This window comes from Bifidobacterium sp. ESL0775 (assembly GCF_029395475.1).
Classification (GTDB): Bacteria; Actinomycetota; Actinomycetes; order Actinomycetales; family Bifidobacteriaceae; genus Bifidobacterium.
The window spans coordinates 973,318-992,488 of the sequence record NZ_CP113917.1 but is presented as its reverse complement, the minus strand read 5'-3'; the positions used below and the strand labels follow the sequence as shown (position 1 = coordinate 992,488).

Sequence of the window (19,171 nt, the reverse complement as noted above, 5' to 3'; positions counted from 1 at the left end):
TTTTTTTTCAATCATTCTCACGGAAAGAACACACGGAAACACATGGGCAAACTATCGGAACTCAAAACCACCATTTCCGAAGTCGAAGGGACCGAGGACGAGACCAAGCCGCTTTTCCCAGGGCGCGCGTTCATCTCGACCGTGCTCGACGTGCTTGACAGCAAGGAGACCATGACCGGCAAGATGACCGGCCGTTACATCCAGCGCGCGACCATGGCGGGCATTTTGGTCGGCGTCTTCTTCACCGCCTTCTGGGTCATCATGGGGGCCAGCTCGTCGGGTGGACCGGGGCTGCTGCTTGCGGGCAAAGTGCTGGCCGGCACGACCTTCGGTTGGGCGCTTGTGCTCATTTACTACACGAATTCTGAACTGCTGACCTCCAACATGATGGTCGTCAGCGTCGGAGCCTACCACAAGCGCATCGGCTGGCTGAAATCGCTGAAACTGCTGGGATTGTGTCTGCTCGGCAACCTTCTGGGCGCGCTTATCGTGGCCGTCATCCTGCGCTTCTCCACCATCATCTCCGGGGCCAGCTACGACGCCATGCTCGCCGCGGCGAATGCCAAACTCGTCTATCTCAACTCCTTTGGCGGGGTCGGCGACCTCTTCGTGCGCGCGATCTTCTGCAACTTCTGCATCAACATCGCCATGCTCATGGTATACAACGGCAAACTTTCCAACGATTTCACCAAGTGCATCATCATGGTGGTCGCGGTGCTGGTCTTCACCTTCTGCGGCTTCGAGCACTCCGTGGCCGACTCAGCGATGTTCCTCATCCTTGGACTGCATGGGGCAATCAACGCATGGAAGGCGATTCTGGTCATCGTGGTCGCGATCCTCGGCAATCTCGTCGGCGGCGGCATCCTCATCGGCCTCAACTTCGCGACGATGAACGACGAGCGCGGCATCACGGCGGAGGCAGGCAAGGAATAAGGCAAGCCCGGATTCCTGGACCTTCTTCACAACCAAAGCCTACGTAACACTTCAATATAAAAGGGTATTCGCATATCAAAATACGGATGCCCCTTTATCGTTTCCCAATAAGGCGCTATTCCCGCTCCCGTGCCGCGTAGCCACCCGTGGGATTATGGTGGAGGCATACCAATCGGATGCAAAACAAGGAGCGACATGCTGGATTTCACCAGTGATTACACGGAAGGCGCCCATCCCGCGATCTTGAAGCGGATGGCCGAGACCAATATGGAGCAGATTCCAGGCTATGGCTCCGACAAATACTGCGACTCCGCCAAAGAGAAGATCCGCCAGGCCTGCGGCTGCCCGGACGCCGATGTCTGGTTCCTCGTCGGCGGCACACAGACCAACCAGACCGTCATCGACACCATCACCCCGGCCTACGCGGGTGCGGTGGCCGCCACCAACGGGCACATCAACGTCCACGAGGCCGGCGCCGTGGAATCCACAGGACATAAAGTGCTCACTCTGCCGAGCCACGAGGGCAAGATCGAGGCGGACGAGCTCGATCAATATTGCAAGGACTTCTACGCCGACGGCAACTACACCCACATGGTCTTCCCCGGCTGCGTCTACGTCTCGCACCCCACCGAATACGGAACGATGTATACCAAGGCCGAGCTCACGGCCATCGCCGAGGTCGCGCACCGCTATGACATGCCGCTTTTCCTCGACGGCGCGCGCCTGGGGTACGGGCTGACGGCGGCCGGCAACGACCTCACGCTTGAGGACATCGCGCGCATCACCGACGTCTTCTATATCGGCGGCACCAAGGTCGGAGCCCTCTTCGGCGAGGCGGTCGTCTTCACCAAGCACAACACGCCCAAGCATTTCCTCACCCAGATCAAGCAACACGGTGCGCTTTTGGCCAAGGGCTGGCTACTCGGCTTGCAGTTCGACACGCTGTTCACCGACGGACTGTATACGAAAATCGACAGGAACGCCAACACCATGGCCGACCAGATCCGCGCCGCGCTCAGGGCCAAGGGCTATCAGCTCGTCTACCCGAACACGACCAACCAGGTCTTCGTGGCCATGGACCAGCCGACGATCGACCGGCTTTCCCCGCAGGTCGCCATGGGCTTCCTTGAGAAGTACGATGACACGCATTCGGTGATGCGCCTTTGCACCAGCTGGGCAACAACCCAGGAGCACACCGACCAGCTCATCGCACTGCTGTAGATTTAACCGCCAATCATCCTGCTTTGCGTCGCGGACTCTTAAAGTCAGTGCGACGAAAAGCAGGATTTTTCATGCTTTTCGTCACGTTGAAACTCGCAATGCGACCAAAAGCACACTTTTCTTGCGTTTTCCGTGCTTTTCGTCGCAATAACACATGCCATTGCTGACCCGTGGCACCGCACTACGCATCGGCGATGGCCGCGCGCTCCATGGCGACAAAACGGCGCACACACTGTGGCAACGCGTATTGCTCGCGGGCTTCCTGCGCGTATTTGGGTCCCCACTCCGCACGCTCTTGCGGGTGTTCGATCCACCAATCAATGCGACGGGCGAGCGCCTTGGCGTTGCGGGCGGGGAAAACCGACGAATCGGTCAACACGAACTGGCTGGCGGCCGAAAGCGGCGAATCAGCGATGACCGGCACCAAGCCGGAGGCGATGCCCTCAAGCACGCTGAGTGATTCGATGTCCACGATTGAGGGATGGACCAGCAAATCGGCCCGGCGCAACAGATTCGGCATATCCTCATTGGGATGGAATCCGATATGCGCTTGACGCGGCAACAATCGCTTGGCAAGTCGACGAAGACGTCGTTGCAATGGACCCGTACCACAAATGGTCAAATCGATGTGCAAGGCGTGATGGCTCATCGCCACCGCACGGATCAGCGTCTCATGGTCTTTTTCATGGGACAAACGGCCAGAAGCGATGATACGGAACACGGGTTGAGAATGGCGGGAATCTTGAATGTCGATTCCATCATATTCGCCATGTATTACATCATCAACCCCAGTACCGTTCGGGTGGAAACGGCTGGAATACCCGTTGGAGATGACATGAAGCCGGGCCCGATAGCCATGCGCCCGCAACTGACGGGCGATCATCTGGCTCGGAGTGTGGATGTGGCCGATATGGCGATACAGCCAGAAATCGAACAAGTAGTAGATCAGCGAAGGAATGCCGGGAATGTAGCGCAACGGACCGGCGGAATACGTGATGTTTTCAGGCTGAAGATGGAAACCTGCGGTTACGGGAATGTCCATCGAACGCGCGACGGCCAACGCCCGCCTGCCGAATTTGAACGGCATATAGATATGCACCACATCGGCCCCATCGAACGCCTCGCGGAACACCGCGTCGTCCGGCTGCGCGAACTGCATCTGCTGCTTGGCCGCAAGCCACGAGACAAACGGCAGATGATGAACCTCGACGGGATAATCGGGAGCGCCAACGCCGACAAGCCGAACGTGATGGCCTTGCCGCCGAAGTTCTTCGGCATATTGCAACGCCGAATTCGAGGTGCCGTTGCCCCGGTTGCCGACCGAATCGACCACCAGCGCGATGGTCAGCGACTTGTTGGCGTCGCCTGCGGCGTTTCGGGAATCTGGCATGGTTTCATCCTACTCCCCTACGCTGGGGCTATCTCATGCGAGAATGAAAGCATGAGCGCCGAAACTGCATCATCATCCGTCGATTATCCGCTGGGAAACCCTGCACCTTTACAGCAAACGCGCGTGCTGCTACTGGGTTCTGGCGAATTGGGACGTGAAATCGCCATCGGGCTGACACGGCTTGGGGCGTTCGTCTTCGCAGCCGACAGCTACGAGCGCGCGCCGGCCATGCAGATCGCGCAGGAAAGCCGTGTACTCGATATGACGGATACCACAGCGCTCAATGGTCTTATTGCAGAAGTCAAGCCTTCCATCATCATCCCCGAAATCGAGGCCATCGCGACCGCCGAATTGGCCAAAGCAGCTTCAAATGGTATCCAAGTCGTGCCCAGCTCCCGCATCGCATCGATTTGCATGGATCGCGAAGCTTTACGAACGTTGATGCACAAAAAACTTAATCTGCCGACCACCCCGTACCGTTTTGCCGGTTCGTTCGCCGAATTCAAAACCAGGACACAAGCCGTCGGCTATCCGTGCGTGGTCAAGCCGGTGATGAGTTCTTCAGGACACGGCCAATCCGTATTACGTTCGGATAACGATCTCGAAACAGCTTGGCAAGAAGCGCAAACCGGACGTCGAGATGCCAAAGACGGCGTTATCTCGCGTGTCGTCGTCGAGGCGTTCGCGCCACTTGATTATGAACTGACCATGCTCACCGTTTCTTCCAGCGCCGGCATCGTGGTCTGCTCCCCCATCGGCCAACGACAGGAAGACGGCGACTACCGCGAATCGTGGCAACCTGCACAAGTGAATCCGGCAGTTCTGGAAAAAGCGCAAACCATCGCCCGCAAGGCCGTCAGCGGATTGGTCGATATCGCCCACAAAGACGGTGAACACGGCTGGGGCGTTTTCGGCGTGGAACTGTTCGTTCTGAAGAACGGCGCGGTTCTTTTCAACGAGGTCTCCCCTCGTCCGCACGACACCGGCATGGTGACCATGATCTCCCAACATTTAAGCGAGTTCACCCTGCACGCAAGAGCGGTTCTCGGCATTCCCGTCACCGAAGAAAGTGTCTCCCTAAATCTTAAAAACGGCGAAGTCGCAGCCAGTCACGCCGTAGTGGTCACGGGACACGGCCAAGTCACGTTCACCAACGTTCCCGAAGCGTTATCACAACCGAATACCGACCTACGCATCTTCGGCAAGCCCACAGTAAACGGCCACCGCCGTATGGCCGTCGCATTGGCAGTTGGCAGCGATGAAACCGAGGCCCGCTCCAAAGCCACCACCGTAACGGATGCACTCGATACTACTGTGGCTCCAGAAGAATAGCACCCGCCGACTTTGCTCCAGTTCCCTCGATCCACCTAACCGCAATGTCGTCAAGATCGGCAGCTATGGCAGCAAAATCGCGGTTAAGGTCCAGCGTACGGACCGAGAAGCGATGCCCAAGCTCTGACCAAGTCTCATTATGCCCATCCTCATCACCCACCTTCGCGTAGAGCAGCATACCATCCACCAACTTGTCGTTGCCGAATGCCTCATGCAGCACATAACTTTGAATCTGATTGATATGTTTTGGCGCGTAGATGGGCTTGTCGTAATGGACATCGAGAATATGGCCGTAACATTTTGCGTCGATGATAAGTTCCCGCTTACCTTTAGACAGAGTAACGTCAGTTAGCAGTCTCGGCAGAAATTCTGTATTCCCCTGAGCCTGACGATTAATGGTTTTGGCGCTGGCGGACAGTTCCGGATGATGCACTCGATAGTATTCGAGTACAAATTTCTCGTAGAGCTTGCTTAGTTTTCGCTTCGACCGGTATCGCATCGACCGATTACCTTCATCCTGATTGAACAGCTCTCGCTCGATGACCATCTGACAGACATTCATCAACAGTACATACGACGCATTGTTGCGATGGAAACGTAACCTCGCCCAATCAACGCGATGAATATCCACCTCGCCGACATCACGCATGGCAATCAGACATCGCTTCAAATCGGTTTTCCTCACCGTATCAACATCCCTGCGGCCAATCAGCAACAGTGCTGTAGTCTTGAGCACACGGTTCTTGTAGGTATTCTCCGAAAAAACGTCGTAGACGCACGACAGCCCGTTGTACCCAGCCATTTGCAACCGAGCGGTTGCCGGCATATCGATATGGCCACGAACCGTATGAAGATTTTCATGGACCGGCAAATATTCACGCTCGAAACCACGGCGACGCTGTGTGCCAATCGCGATAGCCAGAATGGCTGCCAGTAGGTCGTCGATATGATCGAAATCCTCAGTTGCCAAACGCCGATAATCGTCGAGTCGCAAAGCCTTGAACGCATAGGTCATCATATAGTAGATGTTCTTGATGACCACATTGTCTTCAGTGGTCCGCTGCTTTTCACCATCCATCGCTTCTTTGACACCCACAGTCATTGAATCGCTTTTCGCAGCAAATCGGACTGTGTCTTAACCTGCTTCTTATTGTCGAACCAATATTCCTTAATCAATGGAACCAACTCGAACTCGATAATGGAGGCAGCCAGGCCTTCACCGTCCTTAGTTTGATTATCGCAAAAATAGCTATGACCGATGCAGAAGCCTTCACCCAAAGCATCATCCTCGACAATCACCTTGTTTAACTCACGCACGGCCTTTACAAGATTCAACAACCTTGCATCGCCAAGATTGCCAACACGGTTTTTAAAATTCGCGTTATCAAGCTGTGGCTTCATCGTAAAGAACGCGAAACGACGACGCAGAGCGTAATCAATCAGGGCTAGCCCGCGATCCGCCGTGTTCATCATGCCAATGATATAAAAATTGTCCGGAACGTAGAACGGCTGGCCTGTAATCGAAAGAACGACAGCATCATCCGAGCTACGGTGGTCGGACTCGATGGTAGAGAGCAATTCGCCGAACACTTTGGAGATGTTGGCACGGTTAATCTCATCGATGATGAAGAAATATTTCCTGTCCCTATCGCGCTTGGCCTTCTGCACGAACCGCGTGAAAATCCCCGGCACAGGTGCAAAGCCATTGCCATCGTCATTGGGACGATATCCATAGACGAATTCGTCATAACTGGTATTCTGGTGGAATTGAACGGACTGAATACGACTTTCGTCCTTTTCACCCATCATGGCATAGGCCAGTCGCTTGGCGGCAAATGTCTTGCCTGTGCCCGGCGCCCCTTGCAGAATCAGGTTGTGTTTACGCCGCAACAGACCTTTCAACACTTTGAGGTCATCCTTTGAAAGAAACACCTCATTGAGGAAATCACGGTCATTGTATAGTTCCGGCGTTTTCTCAACCAAAGGCGAAACATCATCCTCACCAGCCATCTCTTCCAACGCTTCATATTCCGCCTTGGAAAGTTTGAAAAGACTCCCGTTCATGTTCCTAAAAAATTCCATGCCAGACAATTCCGGGTTCGCTTTGATTGAGGAGAACGGAACAGGCTCGTCAAAATCGCGAAGTTTCTTGAAATACAACAGTTCATCACTCGGCTGACGGCTTACCTCGAATATCGCGAGCGCCGCCTTGGTCGGACTCGCTTCATAGCCAACGATCCGGTCACCTTTCTTAATGGCTTTGAAGTTGGCAGCGAGTCGCCGCAAATTGCCGTTCTCGTTATGAACTGTATAATTCTGTTCTTCATCGATCTTTAGCGAGGAGATTTTCCACTGTTTAGGACTGGCCACCAACCACCAGTACGCGACAGAGTCTGAGCCTTCGCTTTCCGAAGCACGCAACGGATACATCGACAAATCCATCTGTGCAAGTGCGTCACGAAGTTCAGGGCGCAGTTTCCAGACGAAATATCCATGTTGCCCTTCATCCGTTGACTTGCCCAAGCAAAGTACCGTCCAGTATTCGAAAGTTCTTTCGTTCTGATCGGGCTTTATTAGATTAATATTTTTTGCTACTTTTTCACCTAATGTAGAAATATTGCTGAGATAAAAATGCCAATCCCGACCATATTCGCCAGCCAACTGAGCACAGGAAAGACCATTAGGCTGTTCGTAAAGACATCTGAGAGTAATGAGGTTATTGTCTGTAACCATGGATGAGTCATGAAGCAGGCTTACCCAATGCTCAGTGGTGATACCCGGGTCATGCCCAACCCATACTGATTCGTCCTCTTCTATGCCGTTCTCACTCATAACCGCTCCATTGCTTGTTTATTTCAACAAATACTAAATTTATCGTTCACAAAAGACTTATGCAATAAATTCTTATCGTTTACAAAAGACTTATGTACTAAATTCCGGTTCTTGGAAACCCGACAATTGACGATTCGCAAAACGACGGTTTCAGTATCACAAGACCACTTCACGGCAAACCTGGCATATTACAGCACAGCCGTATCAATCAGTTACCTAAACTCGGCCCTTAACTACAATAAACTTGCAAAATCATTAATTATAAGATAGATTGATAAATGCAAGGCCGTCCTGATGCCGTGTAAACGGCTCAGGGGCGGTCATCATTTTTTCTTTTCCGGGAGCCGACGATGACGACAGGGAACCATCCTCATTACGAAAAGCCATGGCTGAGTCTGGACGAGCAATGCACCAAACTCAAAGCACACGGCATGCAAAACGTTGAACCATACCGTAACGAACTTTCTCAAATCGGATATTACCGTCTCAGCGGCTTCTGGTACATGTTTCGGAAAATCGACAAGACAACACATTCTCGTTCCAGCGACTTCATGTACGGCTCTGACTTTAGAGACGTATTACGGATATATAATTTTGACCAACAACTACGCAGCCAACTATTTTCAGCTATAGCAAGTCTTGAGATTTCCTTACGCTCTCGTTTAGCCTATACCATTGGGAAACAAGATCCATTCCTTTATTTAAAACCAAAAGTTTTGGATCCTGCTTTGAACGCTATCGAATATGGCAGATTCATCACCAAATTTAGCGAGCGTCAAAATCACTCAAGAGAGGACTTTGTTAAACATTTCAGGCACGACTACGACGGAGAAATACCGATTTGGGCAGCAACCGAAATAATGGAATTCGCAATGCTCCGGAACCTATACAGTTTTCTTCCTTACCAGATGCGAACACAAATCGCTATTACTTATGGTGCCGATCAGGCGACTCTCAAATCATGGCTTAACTGTCTCAATTTCATTCGAAATCTCTGCGCCCACCATGGTCGGCTATACAACCGTTCACTCATCGTCACTCCAAGTATCACACCCGCGATATCTTTACTTGAACATGCAATTGAGTCATCGACAAAAATGTATGGCGGCATTGCAGTTCTCGTATTCTTACTGTCAAGCCTCAATGCCGAAACAAGCTTACGAGGGCTTTTACAAGTTTTGTCGAGCATACCTGGCGACATTCCACAAGTAGATGTCGCTCGTTCGATGGGTATCCCCGCGAATTGGCAACAAGAAAAAATTTGGCAAGTTTCTTAAATAACTTTGTCATAATGGTATCTATCCAAACGCGGAATTATTTCTTTTACCGAGGAAATAAGTCGTAACAGAAAATTTACAATGGCCGAATTTATTGGGAAATGACGTAAGAGATAAAACGCTTCCATATAAATAATGTATCTGTTGTCGCATTTTTGCGCACGACGACGAACGAAATTGTTGGCTTCAGTTGGTATATTTTTGTTGTAAGTTCACCTCATTCAATCAATCTCGTTACTCTACGGGAAGGCGAATCATGGAGAAACTGGACATGCTCTACAAGGGCAAAGCCAAAAAGCTCTATTCAACGGATGACCCGAATGTTCTCTGGGTCGAATATATGAATCAGGCCACCGCCGGCGACGGCGCGAAAAAGGCCCAGATTCAAGGAAAGGGAAGCCTCAACAACCGCATCACGACGGTTCTCTTCAGGCTTTTGGAGGCCGAGGGCGTCAAAACGGATTTCATCCGCCGCGTCTCCGACACCGAACAGCTCAATGAGAAAATCTCCATGTTCCCGCTCGAGATCATCATGCGCAACACCGCTGCCGGTTCCTTCGCCCAGCGTTACGGCATTGAGGAAGGCACCGAACTCAAGCGTCCGATTCTCGAGTTCTGCTACAAATCCGACGAACTGCACGACCCGTTCATCAACGTCGATGGCATCGTGGCACTTGGCCTCGCCACCGACGAGGACATGGCCGAAGTCTCTCGGCAGGCCCTCGACATCAACGAAAAGCTCACCAAGATTTTCCGCGACATCGATGTGAAACTGGTCGATTTCAAGATCGAGGAGGGCAAGAACAAGGATGGTGAGATCGTCCTGGCCGACGAGATCACGCCCGACACCTGCAGGCTCTGGGATTTGAAGGACAGGTCCGGCAAAGTCGAGCATCTCGACAAGGACCTCTTCCGGCGGGATCTCGGCGACATCATTCCCGCCTATGAGGAAATCCACAAACGACTGCTTGATTTGGCCGACCGCCGAGGCGTCAAGGTCGAATGACATATCGCTCGCATACCTGAATCGTTGGTATGCGAGCGATTTTTGGTTGCCGCATCGTTTCTCGTTTTCCATACTTCCTCATTTCAACTTCTTGACCAGCAGTGCTAAGGAACTTCAGTGCTTTCACCAGTTTTTCGTGTGTACGTAGAAAAGAAACCCGGCTTCGACGTCGAAGCCTCCAATCTCGCGGGCGAGCTGCGGGATGTGCTCGGGCTCACGGGACTCGAACGCATTCGCATCATCAACCGCTACGATGCCCAGGGATTGGATTCCGAGCTGTTCGAAGCGGCCATTCCTACCGTGTTCAGTGAACCGCCAGTGGATACGGCCGCTCGGAGCCTGCCTGATTTGCAAGGCGCGCAGGTTTTCGCGGTTGAGTATCTGCCAGGACAGTTCGACCAGCGGGCGGAATCGGCCAGCCAGTGCATCCAATTGCTCAGCCAAGGAACACGACCGGATGTGCGGACGGCGAAAATCTATGCGTTGTACGGCGACCTCTCCCCCGAGGACGTTGCGGCCATCAAACGCTATGTGATCAATCCTGTCGACGCGCACGAAACTGGACTTGAGACGCGCGAGACCTTGGAAAACCAAGTCAAGGTTCCAGCCGATGTCGAAGTGATTGATGGCTTCAACGAGCTTGACGATGCCGGATTGCGACGTTTCATCGACCAGCGTGGGCTGGCGATGGATCTGGGCGACGCCAAGTGCTGCCAAACCTATTTCCGCGGCGAGCACCGCGAACCGACCATCACCGAAATCAAGGTGATCGACACCTATTGGTCCGACCACTGCCGCCACACGACCTTCGGCACCGAGCTGACGCGGGTCGATATCGACGACAGCGTGGTCAAGGCCGCATTCGAGCGCTATCTCAAGGTCCGGCAGGATCTGGGGCGCACCAACAAGCCAGTCACGCTTATGGACATGGGCACCATCGGCGCCAAGGAGCTCGAGGCCAAAGGCGAGCTGACCGGACTCGACAAGTCCGAGGAAATCAACGCCTGCACCGTCAAAATCAAGGTGGACGTCGACGGCGAACCGCAGGATTGGCTCTTCCTCTTCAAAAACGAGACGCACAACCATCCCACGGAAATCGAGCCGTTCGGCGGGGCGGCCACCTGCATCGGCGGCTGCATCCGCGATCCCCTGAGCGGCCGTGCCTACGTCTATCAAGCCATGCGCGTCACCGGGGCTGGCGACCCGCGCGTTCCCGTCTCACAGACGTTGGAAGGCAAGCTGCCGCAACGCAAACTCGTCACCACCGCCGCACAGGGTTATTCCTCATACGGCAACCAGATCGGGCTGGCGACCGGACAGGTCGATGAAATCTATCATCCCGGATACGTCGCCAAGCGTATGGAAGTCGGGGCGGTAGTCGGCGCGGCTCCGGCGGAGAATGTACGCCGTGAAACCCCGACACCGGGCGACAAAATAATTCTGCTCGGCGGACGCACCGGACGAGACGGCATCGGAGGCGCGACCGGCGCTTCCAAAGCGCAGGATACCGACAGTTTGGTTGAATCGGGAGCCGAGGTGCAGAAGGGCAACGCGACCGTCGAACGCAAGTTGCAACGGTTGTTCCGTCGGCACGATGCCAGCGTACTCATCAAGCGCTGCAACGATTTCGGAGCGGGCGGCGTTTCCGTAGCGACCGGCGAAATCGCCGATGGGTTGGAAATCGACCTTGATAAAGTCCCCAAGAAATACGAGGGATTGGACGGCACGGAACTGGCCATTTCCGAATCGCAGGAACGCATGGCCGTCGATGTGGCGGCCGAGGATGTGGACGAGTTCCTACGCTACGCCCGTGAGGAGAACCTTGAGGCCACGGTCATCGCCACCGTCACCGCCGAGCCTCGTATGGTCATGGATTGGCGAGGTAAGCGAATCGTCGACCTTTCCCGCGAATTCCTCGCCTCGAATGGCGCGGCCAAACACCAGAATGTCCATGTGCTGCCGGCCGAGGATTATTCGGTTCCCGAAGCTTGGGAATCCGGCGATCTTAAGGAACGTTTGACCTCATTGGTCAGCGATATCAACGTCGCCGGCAACAAAGGCCTTGCCGAACGTTTCGATTCCACCATCGGTGCCGGCACTGTGCTGATGCCGTTCGGCGGACGCAAGCAGCTGACACCAAGCCAGGCCATGGTCGCCAAACTCCCGGTTCCAGGTGGGTTGACGAGCACAGCAAGCGCGATGGCATGGAGCTTCAACCCGTATATCACGGAACGCAACCAGTTCGCCGGAGCCTATCTGGCCGTGGTGGAATCCATCTGCAAGCTCGTCGCGACCGGCTTCACCAGAGAGAACGCCTATCTGAGCTTCCAAGAGTATTTCGGCAGGCTGCACCAAGACCCCGAACGTTGGGGCAAACCAACCGCGGCATTGCTTGGCGCGCTGAGCGCCCAGCTTGACTTGAAGGTCGGAGCCATCGGCGGCAAGGACTCGATGAGCGGCAGCTTCGAACAGGATGGCAAGGAATTGGACGTGCCGCCGACACTGGTTTCCTTCGCCGTGTCGACCGGAGACATGAGCCGTACGGTATCGCCGGAATTCAAGGGCTACGGGCATCACATCGTTCGCATCGCGCCGAAACGGTATGAATACGGCGAAGCCTTCGAAAACACGGGTGGCACCGGAAGCGCTTACCGGCTTATCCCCAATCCCGACGATTTGCTTGGAACCATGGCGACCGTTGAGCAACTGACCACCGCCGACCAGGCTCTCGCGATTTCGACACCCGGCTATGGCGCGAGCGCCGAAGCATTGTTCAAGATGGCCCTAGGCAACCAACTCGGTGTCAGACTCAACAACGACATCAACCTTGATGCCTTGTTCGAGCCTGCGTATGGAAGCTTCATCGTGGAGCTGGCCGAAGGCGCAGAGGTGCCACAGAGCACCGAACAAGTCGATGTCGAAGTCATCGGCACGACCACGGCCACCTACGAATTCGCCGCGGCCGGCGAGACCGTCGACCTTGGCGAAGTGCAGGATGTCTGGGAATCCGCGATGGAGGAGATCTTCCCCTATCGCAGCCATGGCGTCGACAATCAGAACGGTCTTTCACAAGCCGTTGCAGAAACCGTTCAAACGACTGCAAATGGCCTTCCCACGCCAACTCCGGCTCGTGATGAAACTGCCGCCGAAACCATCAGTTACCGCAAAGGCCGAAAGGCTTTCTACATCGGCAACCCACTCAAGGCCAAGCCGCGCGTACTCATTCCCGTGTTCCCCGGCAACAACTGCGAATATGACGCCGCAGCCGCGTTCGAGGCGGCAGGCGCCGACCCGCATACGCTGATCGTCAACAACCTCTCCCCTGAGGCCGTGGCAGAATCGTCACGCAGACTTGCCGAGGAAATCGCGGCGAGCCAAATCGTCATGATTCCCGGCGGCTTCTCCGGCGGCGATGAACCGGACGGATCGGCGAAATTCATCACCGCGTTCTTCCGCGCCCCGGCTGTGGCCGATGCCGTGCGCGATCTGCTGGGCAACTGTGACGGCCTGATGCTTGGCATCTGCAACGGATTCCAGGCGCTGATCAAACTCGGCCTGGTTCCTTACGGCGACATCGTCGAACCCAGCGAAAACCAGCCGACTCTGACCTTCAACACCATCGGACGGCATCAAAGCCGTCTAGTACGCACACGGGTGTCAAGCAATCTGTCACCTTGGATGGCTGGCAGCGAAGTCGGCGATGTCTACACCATCCCGATCTCCCACGGTGAAGGCCGGTTCGTGGCCACTCCTGAACAAATCAGGCAGCTCGCCGACAATGGACAGATCGCCGCGCAATATGTGGACGAAAACGGTAACGCCAGCATGGATCTTGCCGACAATCCCAATGGCTCCATGGACGCCGTCGAGGCGCTGACCAGCCCGGACGGCCGTGTGCTCGGCAAGATGGGCCATTCCGAGCGCCGTGGCGACGGGTTGTATTTGAACGTTCCCGGCCGCGAGTTCCAGCCGATTTTCGAGGCCGGCGTACGCTATTTCACCGATGTCACGGCAAAGGCTACCGAGGCAACCGAACTGAGCAATCCCGTCAACATGACCGACGAAAGCGAGGCCTGAGATGTCATTCGAACTCGAGGATGTCCACGAGGAATGTGGCCTGTTCGGCGTCTGGGGCCATCCTGAAGCCTCGCGTCTGACCTATTTCGGCCTGCACGCGCTGCAACACCGCGGGCAGGAAGGCGCCGGCATGGTCTCCAATGACCACGGCAGGCTCATCGGCCATCGCGGGCTGGGACTGCTGACCGAAGTGTTCCACGACGAGCACGAGATCGAACGGCTCACCGGCGACCGGGCCATCGGGCACGTCCGCTACGCCACCAGCGGCTCCAGCGGCATCGACAACATCCAGCCGTTCATCTTCCGTTTCCACGATGGCGATTTCGCCTTGGCCCACAACGGCAACCTTACCAACTGCATTGCATTACGCGCCAAATTGGAGAACGAAGGCGCCATCTTCCACTCGAATTCCGACACCGAAGTGCTGATGCACCTGATCCGCCGCTCGAGCAAGCCGACATTCATCGAGAAGCTCAAGGAGGCGCTGAACATCGTTCATGGCGGTTTCGCCTACCTTTTGATGACCGAGAACGCGATGATCGGGGCGCTTGACCCGAACGGCTTCCGCCCGCTTTCGCTAGGACGGATGAGCAACGGGGCCTATGTGCTGGCCAGCGAGACCTGCGCGTTGGACACGGTGGGCGCAGAACTCGTACGCGATATTCGTCCTGGTGAAATCGTGGTCGTGGATGATGACGGCTATCACATCATGTCATACACCGACAAAACCCAACTGGCCATCTGCTCGATGGAGTTCATCTACTTCGCCCGCCCGGATTCCAATATCTACGGCGTCAACGTCCACTCCGCCCGCAAGCGCATGGGCGCGCGCCTTGCCAAGGAAACGCCGGTCGACGCCGACATGGTCATCGGAGTGCCGAATTCCTCGCTTTCCGCCGCTTCCGGCTACGCCGAAGCCAGCGGCTTGCCCAATGAGATGGGACTGATAAAGAACCAATACATCGCCCGCACGTTCATCCAACCCACGCAGGAACTACGCGAACAGGGTGTTCGGATGAAGCTTTCGGCGGTGCGAGGCGTGGTCAAAGGCAAAAGGATCATCGTCATCGATGACTCCATCGTGCGTGGCACCACTTCCAAGCGCATCGTCCAACTGCTGCGCGAAGCGGGCGCGGCCGAGGTGCACATGCGCATCAGCTCGCCGCCGCTGAAATACCCATGCTTCTACGGCATTGACATCTCCACCACCCGCGAACTGATCGCCGCGCGCATGAGCGTCGAGGGGATTCGGAAATACATCGGCGCGGATTCCCTGCAATTCCTGAGCCTCGACGGCCTCATCGAATCGATCGGCCTCAACGCCGACGCGCCCTACGGAGGCCTGTGCGTCGCCTACTTCAACGGCGACTACCCCACCGCCTTGGACGATTACGAAGTCGAATTCCTCGCTTCGCTCAAACCCGAGGAACGCGAGCGCCTGCCGCATTTCGCCAAATACGAAAGCCAATACGTGGACAACGAATACCGCGACATCGAACCATCCAGCCATGATGGCAACAGTAAAAGTCATACAAATAACATAAGCGCCACAGCCACCACCACAAGGAGGGCATAGCATGCCTCAAGCATACGAACAAGCGGGAGTCAGCGTCGAGGCCGGCTACGAGGTCGTCCGCCGCATCAAATCGCACGTGGCACGGACCAACCGTCCCGGCGTGGTCGGCGGCATCGGCGGTTTCGGCGGGCTTTTCGACCTGGCCAGCCTCGGATACAAGGAGCCGATGCTGGTCTCCGGCACCGACGGCGTGGGCACCAAGCTCATGGTCGCGAACATGGCCGGCAAGCACGACACCATCGGCATCGACTGCGTGGCGATGTGCGTCAACGACATCGCCGCCCAAGGCGCCCAGCCGCTGTTCTTCCTCGATTACATCGCCTGTGGCAAGAACGATCCCGCTCTTCTGGAACAGGTCGTCTCCGGCGTGGCCGACGGTTGCGTTCAGGCGGAGTCGGCGCTGATCGGCGGCGAGACGGCGGAAATGCCCGGCATGTATGCGCAAGACGAATACGATTTGGCTGGATTCGCTGTTGGCGTCGCCGAAAAGTCTGCCATTGTTGACGGCTCGGGTATCCGCGAAGGTGATGCGCTGATCGGTCTGGAATCCTCGGGGGTCCATTCCAACGGATTCTCGCTGGTGCGCGAAGCCCTGTTCCACGAAGCCGGATACAGCATCGACACGAAACTTGACGAGCTCGGCGATGCGACGCTGGGCGACGTCCTCTTGACCCCGACGAAAATCTACGTCAAGGCGCTCAAGCCGCTTTTCGCCGCAGGACTTATCAAGGGCGTCGCACACATCACCGGCGGCGGGTTCATCGAGAACATCCCCCGCATGATTCCCGACGGTCTGGCAGCCTCGATCAAGGTCGGCACGTGGAGCGTCTCGCCGATTTTCGACGTCATCGAACGTGCCGGTAGCATCGACCACAAGGAGATGTTCAACGTCTTCAACATGGGTATCGGCATGGTCTTGGCCATCGATTCGGCGAACGTGAAGCAAGCGCTTGAGACGCTTGAAACCGTCGGCGAAACCGGCCATGTCATCGGCTCGATCGTTCCCGAACCCAGCGACGGGCAACGCGTGCGATTCGAATGATTTCCGTCCCCCCATGTGTGAGACATCAAGAATCCCGAAAATCACTAAGTATTGGCGTAAAACCAGGCCAAGCAACATAATTGAATAAGACAAAAACTGCGGAAGGACACGAAATGGGTATGAAGGTTTTGGTCATCGGATCGGGCGCGCGCGAACACGCCATCGCCGCGACGCTGCTCAAAGGCGCGAGCGTCGATGAAGTCACCGTCGCTCCCGGCAATCCTGGCATGGAGCTCGACGGCATCCGCACCACCCACATCGACCCGTCGAACCACGCCGCGTTGATCGAGTTCATGCAATCGAGCGGTTACGATTGGGCGCTCGTCGGGCCTGAGGTGCCGCTGATCCATGGCATCGTCGACGATTTCCGAGAGGTCGGGCTCAAGGCGTTCGGACCCACCCGTGCCGCCGCCCAGGTCGAAGGTTCCAAGGATTTCGCCAAGCAGCTCATGGCTCGCCACGCCATCCCGACCGCCACCTATCGTACCTTCACCGACTATGATGCGGCCGCGGCATATGTCATGGAACATGGGGCGCCCATCGTCATCAAGGCCGACGGGCTGGCCGCAGGAAAGGGCGTGACCGTCGCGCTCGACACACAGACGGCGCTCGGTGCCCTCGAAGACATTTTCGTCGAGCATCGTTTTGGCAACACCGACCTCAAAGTAGTGGTAGAGGAATTCCTTGAAGGCCAGGAATTCTCGCTGATGAGCTTCGTCAACGGCACCGAATTCTGGCCGATGCCCATCTCGCAGGACCACAAACGCGCCTATGACGGCGACAAAGGCCCGAACACCGGCGGCATGGGAGCCTACAGCCCGGTTCCACAAATCAGCGATGACACGGTTGAACAGGCCATCAATACCATCGTCCGTCCAACGCTCGAAGCGCTGGCCGAAGAAGGTATCCCCTTCACCGGTATCCTCTACGCCGGTCTCATCGCCACCGACGAAGGTCCGAAGGTCATCGAGTTCAACGCCCGTTTCGGCGATCCCGAGACGGAAGCCGTGTTGCCGCTACTCACGAGCGACCTTGGCAAGGCCATCAACGCCATCCTCAACGATGAATCGCCGACCTTCACCTGGCGCACGGATGCCACGGCCCTCGGCGTGGTGCTGGCATCCGACGGCTACCCCGGCAAGCCGAAGGAAGGCACACCCGTTCCGGCCATTCCCACCGACGCGGATTCCCATATCTATTACGCCGGAGTGAAAACGCCAAAGCATCCCGAAGGCCAGAAAACCGCCGACCCAGCCTCTTCAACCGGTTTGGTCTCATCCTCCGGCCGCGTCCTGGTCTACGAAACCATCGCCCCGACCCTCCAAGCCGCCCAGTCCAAGATCTACAGCACGTTGGATACCCTAGACACCCCCGGTTTCTTCTACCGCCGCGATATCGGCGCCAAGGCACTGAAGGCCGTTGTTCCGGACAGCTCCGAAACGAAAAATCAGTAAACTCTAGGGCAGTAACCACTGATTGGCGATGCCGTCAAGTTCGGCCGCAATATCCTGAAAATCCTGATTAAGGTTGAGGGTACGGACGGAAAAACGATGATCCAGCTCCTCCCATGTCTCGTTATGCTGTTCATCATTATCCGTCATCGCGTAAAGCAGCATGCCACTGACCTCGTCACTAATCCCATATGCTTCATGTAAGACATAACTCTGAATCTGATTGATGTTGTCCCGGTTATAGATTTCCTTATTGTAATGTATTTGAAGAATCTTCCCATAACATTTGGCATCGATGATAAGCGTTTTGTTTCCTTGATGAAGGGTGACATCACTCTGTAACCGGGGCAAAAACCTGGGTTCATCAGACCCTACATGGCGGTCAATCTCCTTTGCTCTTACCGTCATTCCACGCTGACTGGCAAAGCACTGTCGATAATATTCAAGCACAAATCTCTCATACAAGTTACTGAGTTTCTGGGCGGTATATTTGGCCAGTCTCCTTCTGCCCTGGGTTTGTGCGAGCAGTTTGCCTTCCAAAACCATACGGCATACGTTCATCAGCAGTTGATAACTGGCATTATTACGGTCGAACCGCAATCTTGCCCAATCAACATGATGGATATCGACGAATTGTATGTCCTGCATACTGATAAGGCATCGTTTCAATTTTCGTTTTCTGTCAGCATCCACGTCTGATTCGCCAATGAGCACCCGGGCCGTGGTCTTGAGTATCTGGTTCTTATAGGTATCGGCGGATAAATCGTCATAAACACATGAAATCTTGTTACTCCCTGCCATCCTCAAACGTGCCGTGTCAGACATATCGATTCGGCCGCGAATACCATGCAACCGCTCGCACTCGGGTTGGTATTCGCGTTCGAAACCATGCTTTCGCTGCGTAGTTATTCCGATGTTGAGAATCGCCGCCATCAAATCATTGATAGTGTCGAAATCCTCGGTTTCCAACCTGGCATATTGCTTGAATTTCAATGCTATGAACGCATAAGTCATCATATAATAGATGTTCTTGA

The 19,171-nt window shown here is 55.3% G+C and carries 12 protein-coding genes and 1 pseudogene; 9 read left to right on the top strand and 4 right to left on the bottom strand.

Features of this window, described 5'->3' with window-relative positions; all coding sequences use genetic code 11:
* Positions 1-42 precede the first annotated feature (42 nt).
* Positions 43-933, top strand: coding sequence for a formate/nitrite transporter family protein (locus OZX73_RS03430; protein WP_277150688.1), 891 nt, complete (start codon positions 43-45; stop codon positions 931-933).
* A 195-nt stretch (positions 934-1,128) separates the two neighbouring features.
* Positions 1,129-2,154, top strand: coding sequence for an aminotransferase class I/II-fold pyridoxal phosphate-dependent enzyme (locus tag OZX73_RS03425; RefSeq protein WP_277150685.1), 1,026 nt, complete (start codon positions 1,129-1,131; stop codon positions 2,152-2,154).
* Between the two features lie 181 nt (positions 2,155-2,335).
* Here the strand turns inward: OZX73_RS03425 and OZX73_RS03420 are convergent, their stop codons facing one another.
* Positions 2,336-3,544 carry a glycosyltransferase gene (locus OZX73_RS03420; RefSeq protein ID WP_277150683.1) on the bottom strand — a complete coding sequence of 403 codons (1,209 nt, stop codon included), beginning with the start codon at positions 3,542-3,544 and terminating at the stop codon, positions 2,336-2,338.
* A gap of 51 nt (positions 3,545-3,595) precedes the next feature.
* Between OZX73_RS03420 and purT the strand changes: the two genes are divergently transcribed.
* A complete protein-coding gene (gene purT, locus OZX73_RS03415; RefSeq protein WP_277150681.1) occupies positions 3,596-4,876 on the top strand; it encodes a formate-dependent phosphoribosylglycinamide formyltransferase in 1,281 nt (426 codons plus the stop codon).
* Here purT and OZX73_RS03410 read toward each other — a convergent pair.
* Together OZX73_RS03410 and OZX73_RS03405 are read right to left on the bottom strand one after the other, a co-directional pair.
* A complete protein-coding gene (locus tag OZX73_RS03410) occupies positions 4,854-5,978 on the bottom strand; it encodes a hypothetical protein (RefSeq protein ID WP_277150679.1) in 1,125 nt (374 codons plus the stop codon). The two genes, purT and OZX73_RS03410, sit on opposite strands and share 23 nt — an antisense overlap.
* Positions 5,975-7,708, bottom strand: coding sequence for an AAA family ATPase (locus tag OZX73_RS03405; protein WP_277150677.1), 1,734 nt, complete (start codon positions 7,706-7,708; stop codon positions 5,975-5,977). Before OZX73_RS03405 ends, OZX73_RS03410 begins: the two co-directional genes overlap by 4 nt.
* A 350-nt stretch (positions 7,709-8,058) precedes the next feature.
* Between OZX73_RS03405 and OZX73_RS03400 the strand changes: the two genes are divergently transcribed.
* From OZX73_RS03400 to purD, 6 genes and pseudogenes are all read left to right on the top strand, one after another.
* Positions 8,059-8,985 (top strand): Abi family protein, encoded by a 927-nt coding sequence (locus tag OZX73_RS03400; RefSeq protein WP_277150674.1) that lies wholly within the window; start codon positions 8,059-8,061, stop codon positions 8,983-8,985.
* A 256-nt stretch (positions 8,986-9,241) separates the two neighbouring features.
* The gene (purC, locus tag OZX73_RS03395; protein WP_277150671.1) at positions 9,242-9,991 is read left to right on the top strand and encodes a phosphoribosylaminoimidazolesuccinocarboxamide synthase; all 750 of its coding nucleotides are present in this window, start codon (positions 9,242-9,244) and stop codon (positions 9,989-9,991) included.
* A 117-nt stretch (positions 9,992-10,108) separates the two neighbouring features.
* Positions 10,109-13,993, top strand: a pseudogene (locus OZX73_RS03390) (phosphoribosylformylglycinamidine synthase); the annotation flags it as partial.
* A 76-nt stretch (positions 13,994-14,069) separates the two neighbouring features.
* A complete protein-coding gene (purF, locus tag OZX73_RS03385) occupies positions 14,070-15,644 on the top strand; it encodes an amidophosphoribosyltransferase (protein WP_277150668.1) in 1,575 nt (524 codons plus the stop codon).
* A 1-nt stretch (position 15,645) separates the two neighbouring features.
* A complete protein-coding gene (gene purM, locus OZX73_RS03380; protein ID WP_277150666.1) occupies positions 15,646-16,686 on the top strand; it encodes a phosphoribosylformylglycinamidine cyclo-ligase in 1,041 nt (346 codons plus the stop codon).
* A gap of 113 nt (positions 16,687-16,799) precedes the next feature.
* Positions 16,800-18,140 carry a phosphoribosylamine--glycine ligase gene (purD, locus tag OZX73_RS03375; RefSeq protein WP_277150664.1) on the top strand — a complete coding sequence of 447 codons (1,341 nt, stop codon included), beginning with the start codon at positions 16,800-16,802 and terminating at the stop codon, positions 18,138-18,140.
* A 3-nt stretch (positions 18,141-18,143) separates the two neighbouring features.
* Here the strand turns inward: purD and OZX73_RS03370 are convergent, their stop codons facing one another.
* Complete coding sequence (locus OZX73_RS03370; RefSeq protein WP_277150662.1) at positions 18,144-19,154, bottom strand: hypothetical protein; 1,011 nt, start codon at positions 19,152-19,154, stop codon at positions 18,144-18,146.
* Positions 19,155-19,171: the final 17 nt, after the last annotated feature.

Bases quoted from the DNA above. Each gene is read 5' to 3' on its own strand.
- OZX73_RS03430 (WP_277150688.1), top strand. From the start codon at position 43: ATGGGCAAACTATCGGAACTCAAAACCACCATTTCCGAAGTCGAAGGG.
- OZX73_RS03425 (WP_277150685.1), top strand. From the start codon at position 1,129: ATGCTGGATTTCACCAGTGATTACACGGAAGGCGCCCATCCCGCGATC.
- OZX73_RS03420 (WP_277150683.1), bottom strand. From the start codon at position 3,544: ATGCCAGATTCCCGAAACGCCGCAGGCGACGCCAACAAGTCGCTGACC.
- purT (WP_277150681.1), top strand. From the start codon at position 3,596: ATGAGCGCCGAAACTGCATCATCATCCGTCGATTATCCGCTGGGAAAC.
- OZX73_RS03410 (WP_277150679.1), bottom strand. From the start codon at position 5,978: ATGACTGTGGGTGTCAAAGAAGCGATGGATGGTGAAAAGCAGCGGACC.
- OZX73_RS03405 (WP_277150677.1), bottom strand. From the start codon at position 7,708: ATGAGTGAGAACGGCATAGAAGAGGACGAATCAGTATGGGTTGGGCAT.
- OZX73_RS03400 (WP_277150674.1), top strand. From the start codon at position 8,059: ATGACGACAGGGAACCATCCTCATTACGAAAAGCCATGGCTGAGTCTG.
- purC (WP_277150671.1), top strand. From the start codon at position 9,242: ATGGAGAAACTGGACATGCTCTACAAGGGCAAAGCCAAAAAGCTCTAT.
- purF (WP_277150668.1), top strand. From the start codon at position 14,070: ATGTCATTCGAACTCGAGGATGTCCACGAGGAATGTGGCCTGTTCGGC.
- purM (WP_277150666.1), top strand. From the start codon at position 15,646: ATGCCTCAAGCATACGAACAAGCGGGAGTCAGCGTCGAGGCCGGCTAC.
- purD (WP_277150664.1), top strand. From the start codon at position 16,800: ATGGGTATGAAGGTTTTGGTCATCGGATCGGGCGCGCGCGAACACGCC.
- OZX73_RS03370 (WP_277150662.1), bottom strand. From the start codon at position 19,154: ATGATGACTTATGCGTTCATAGCATTGAAATTCAAGCAATATGCCAGG.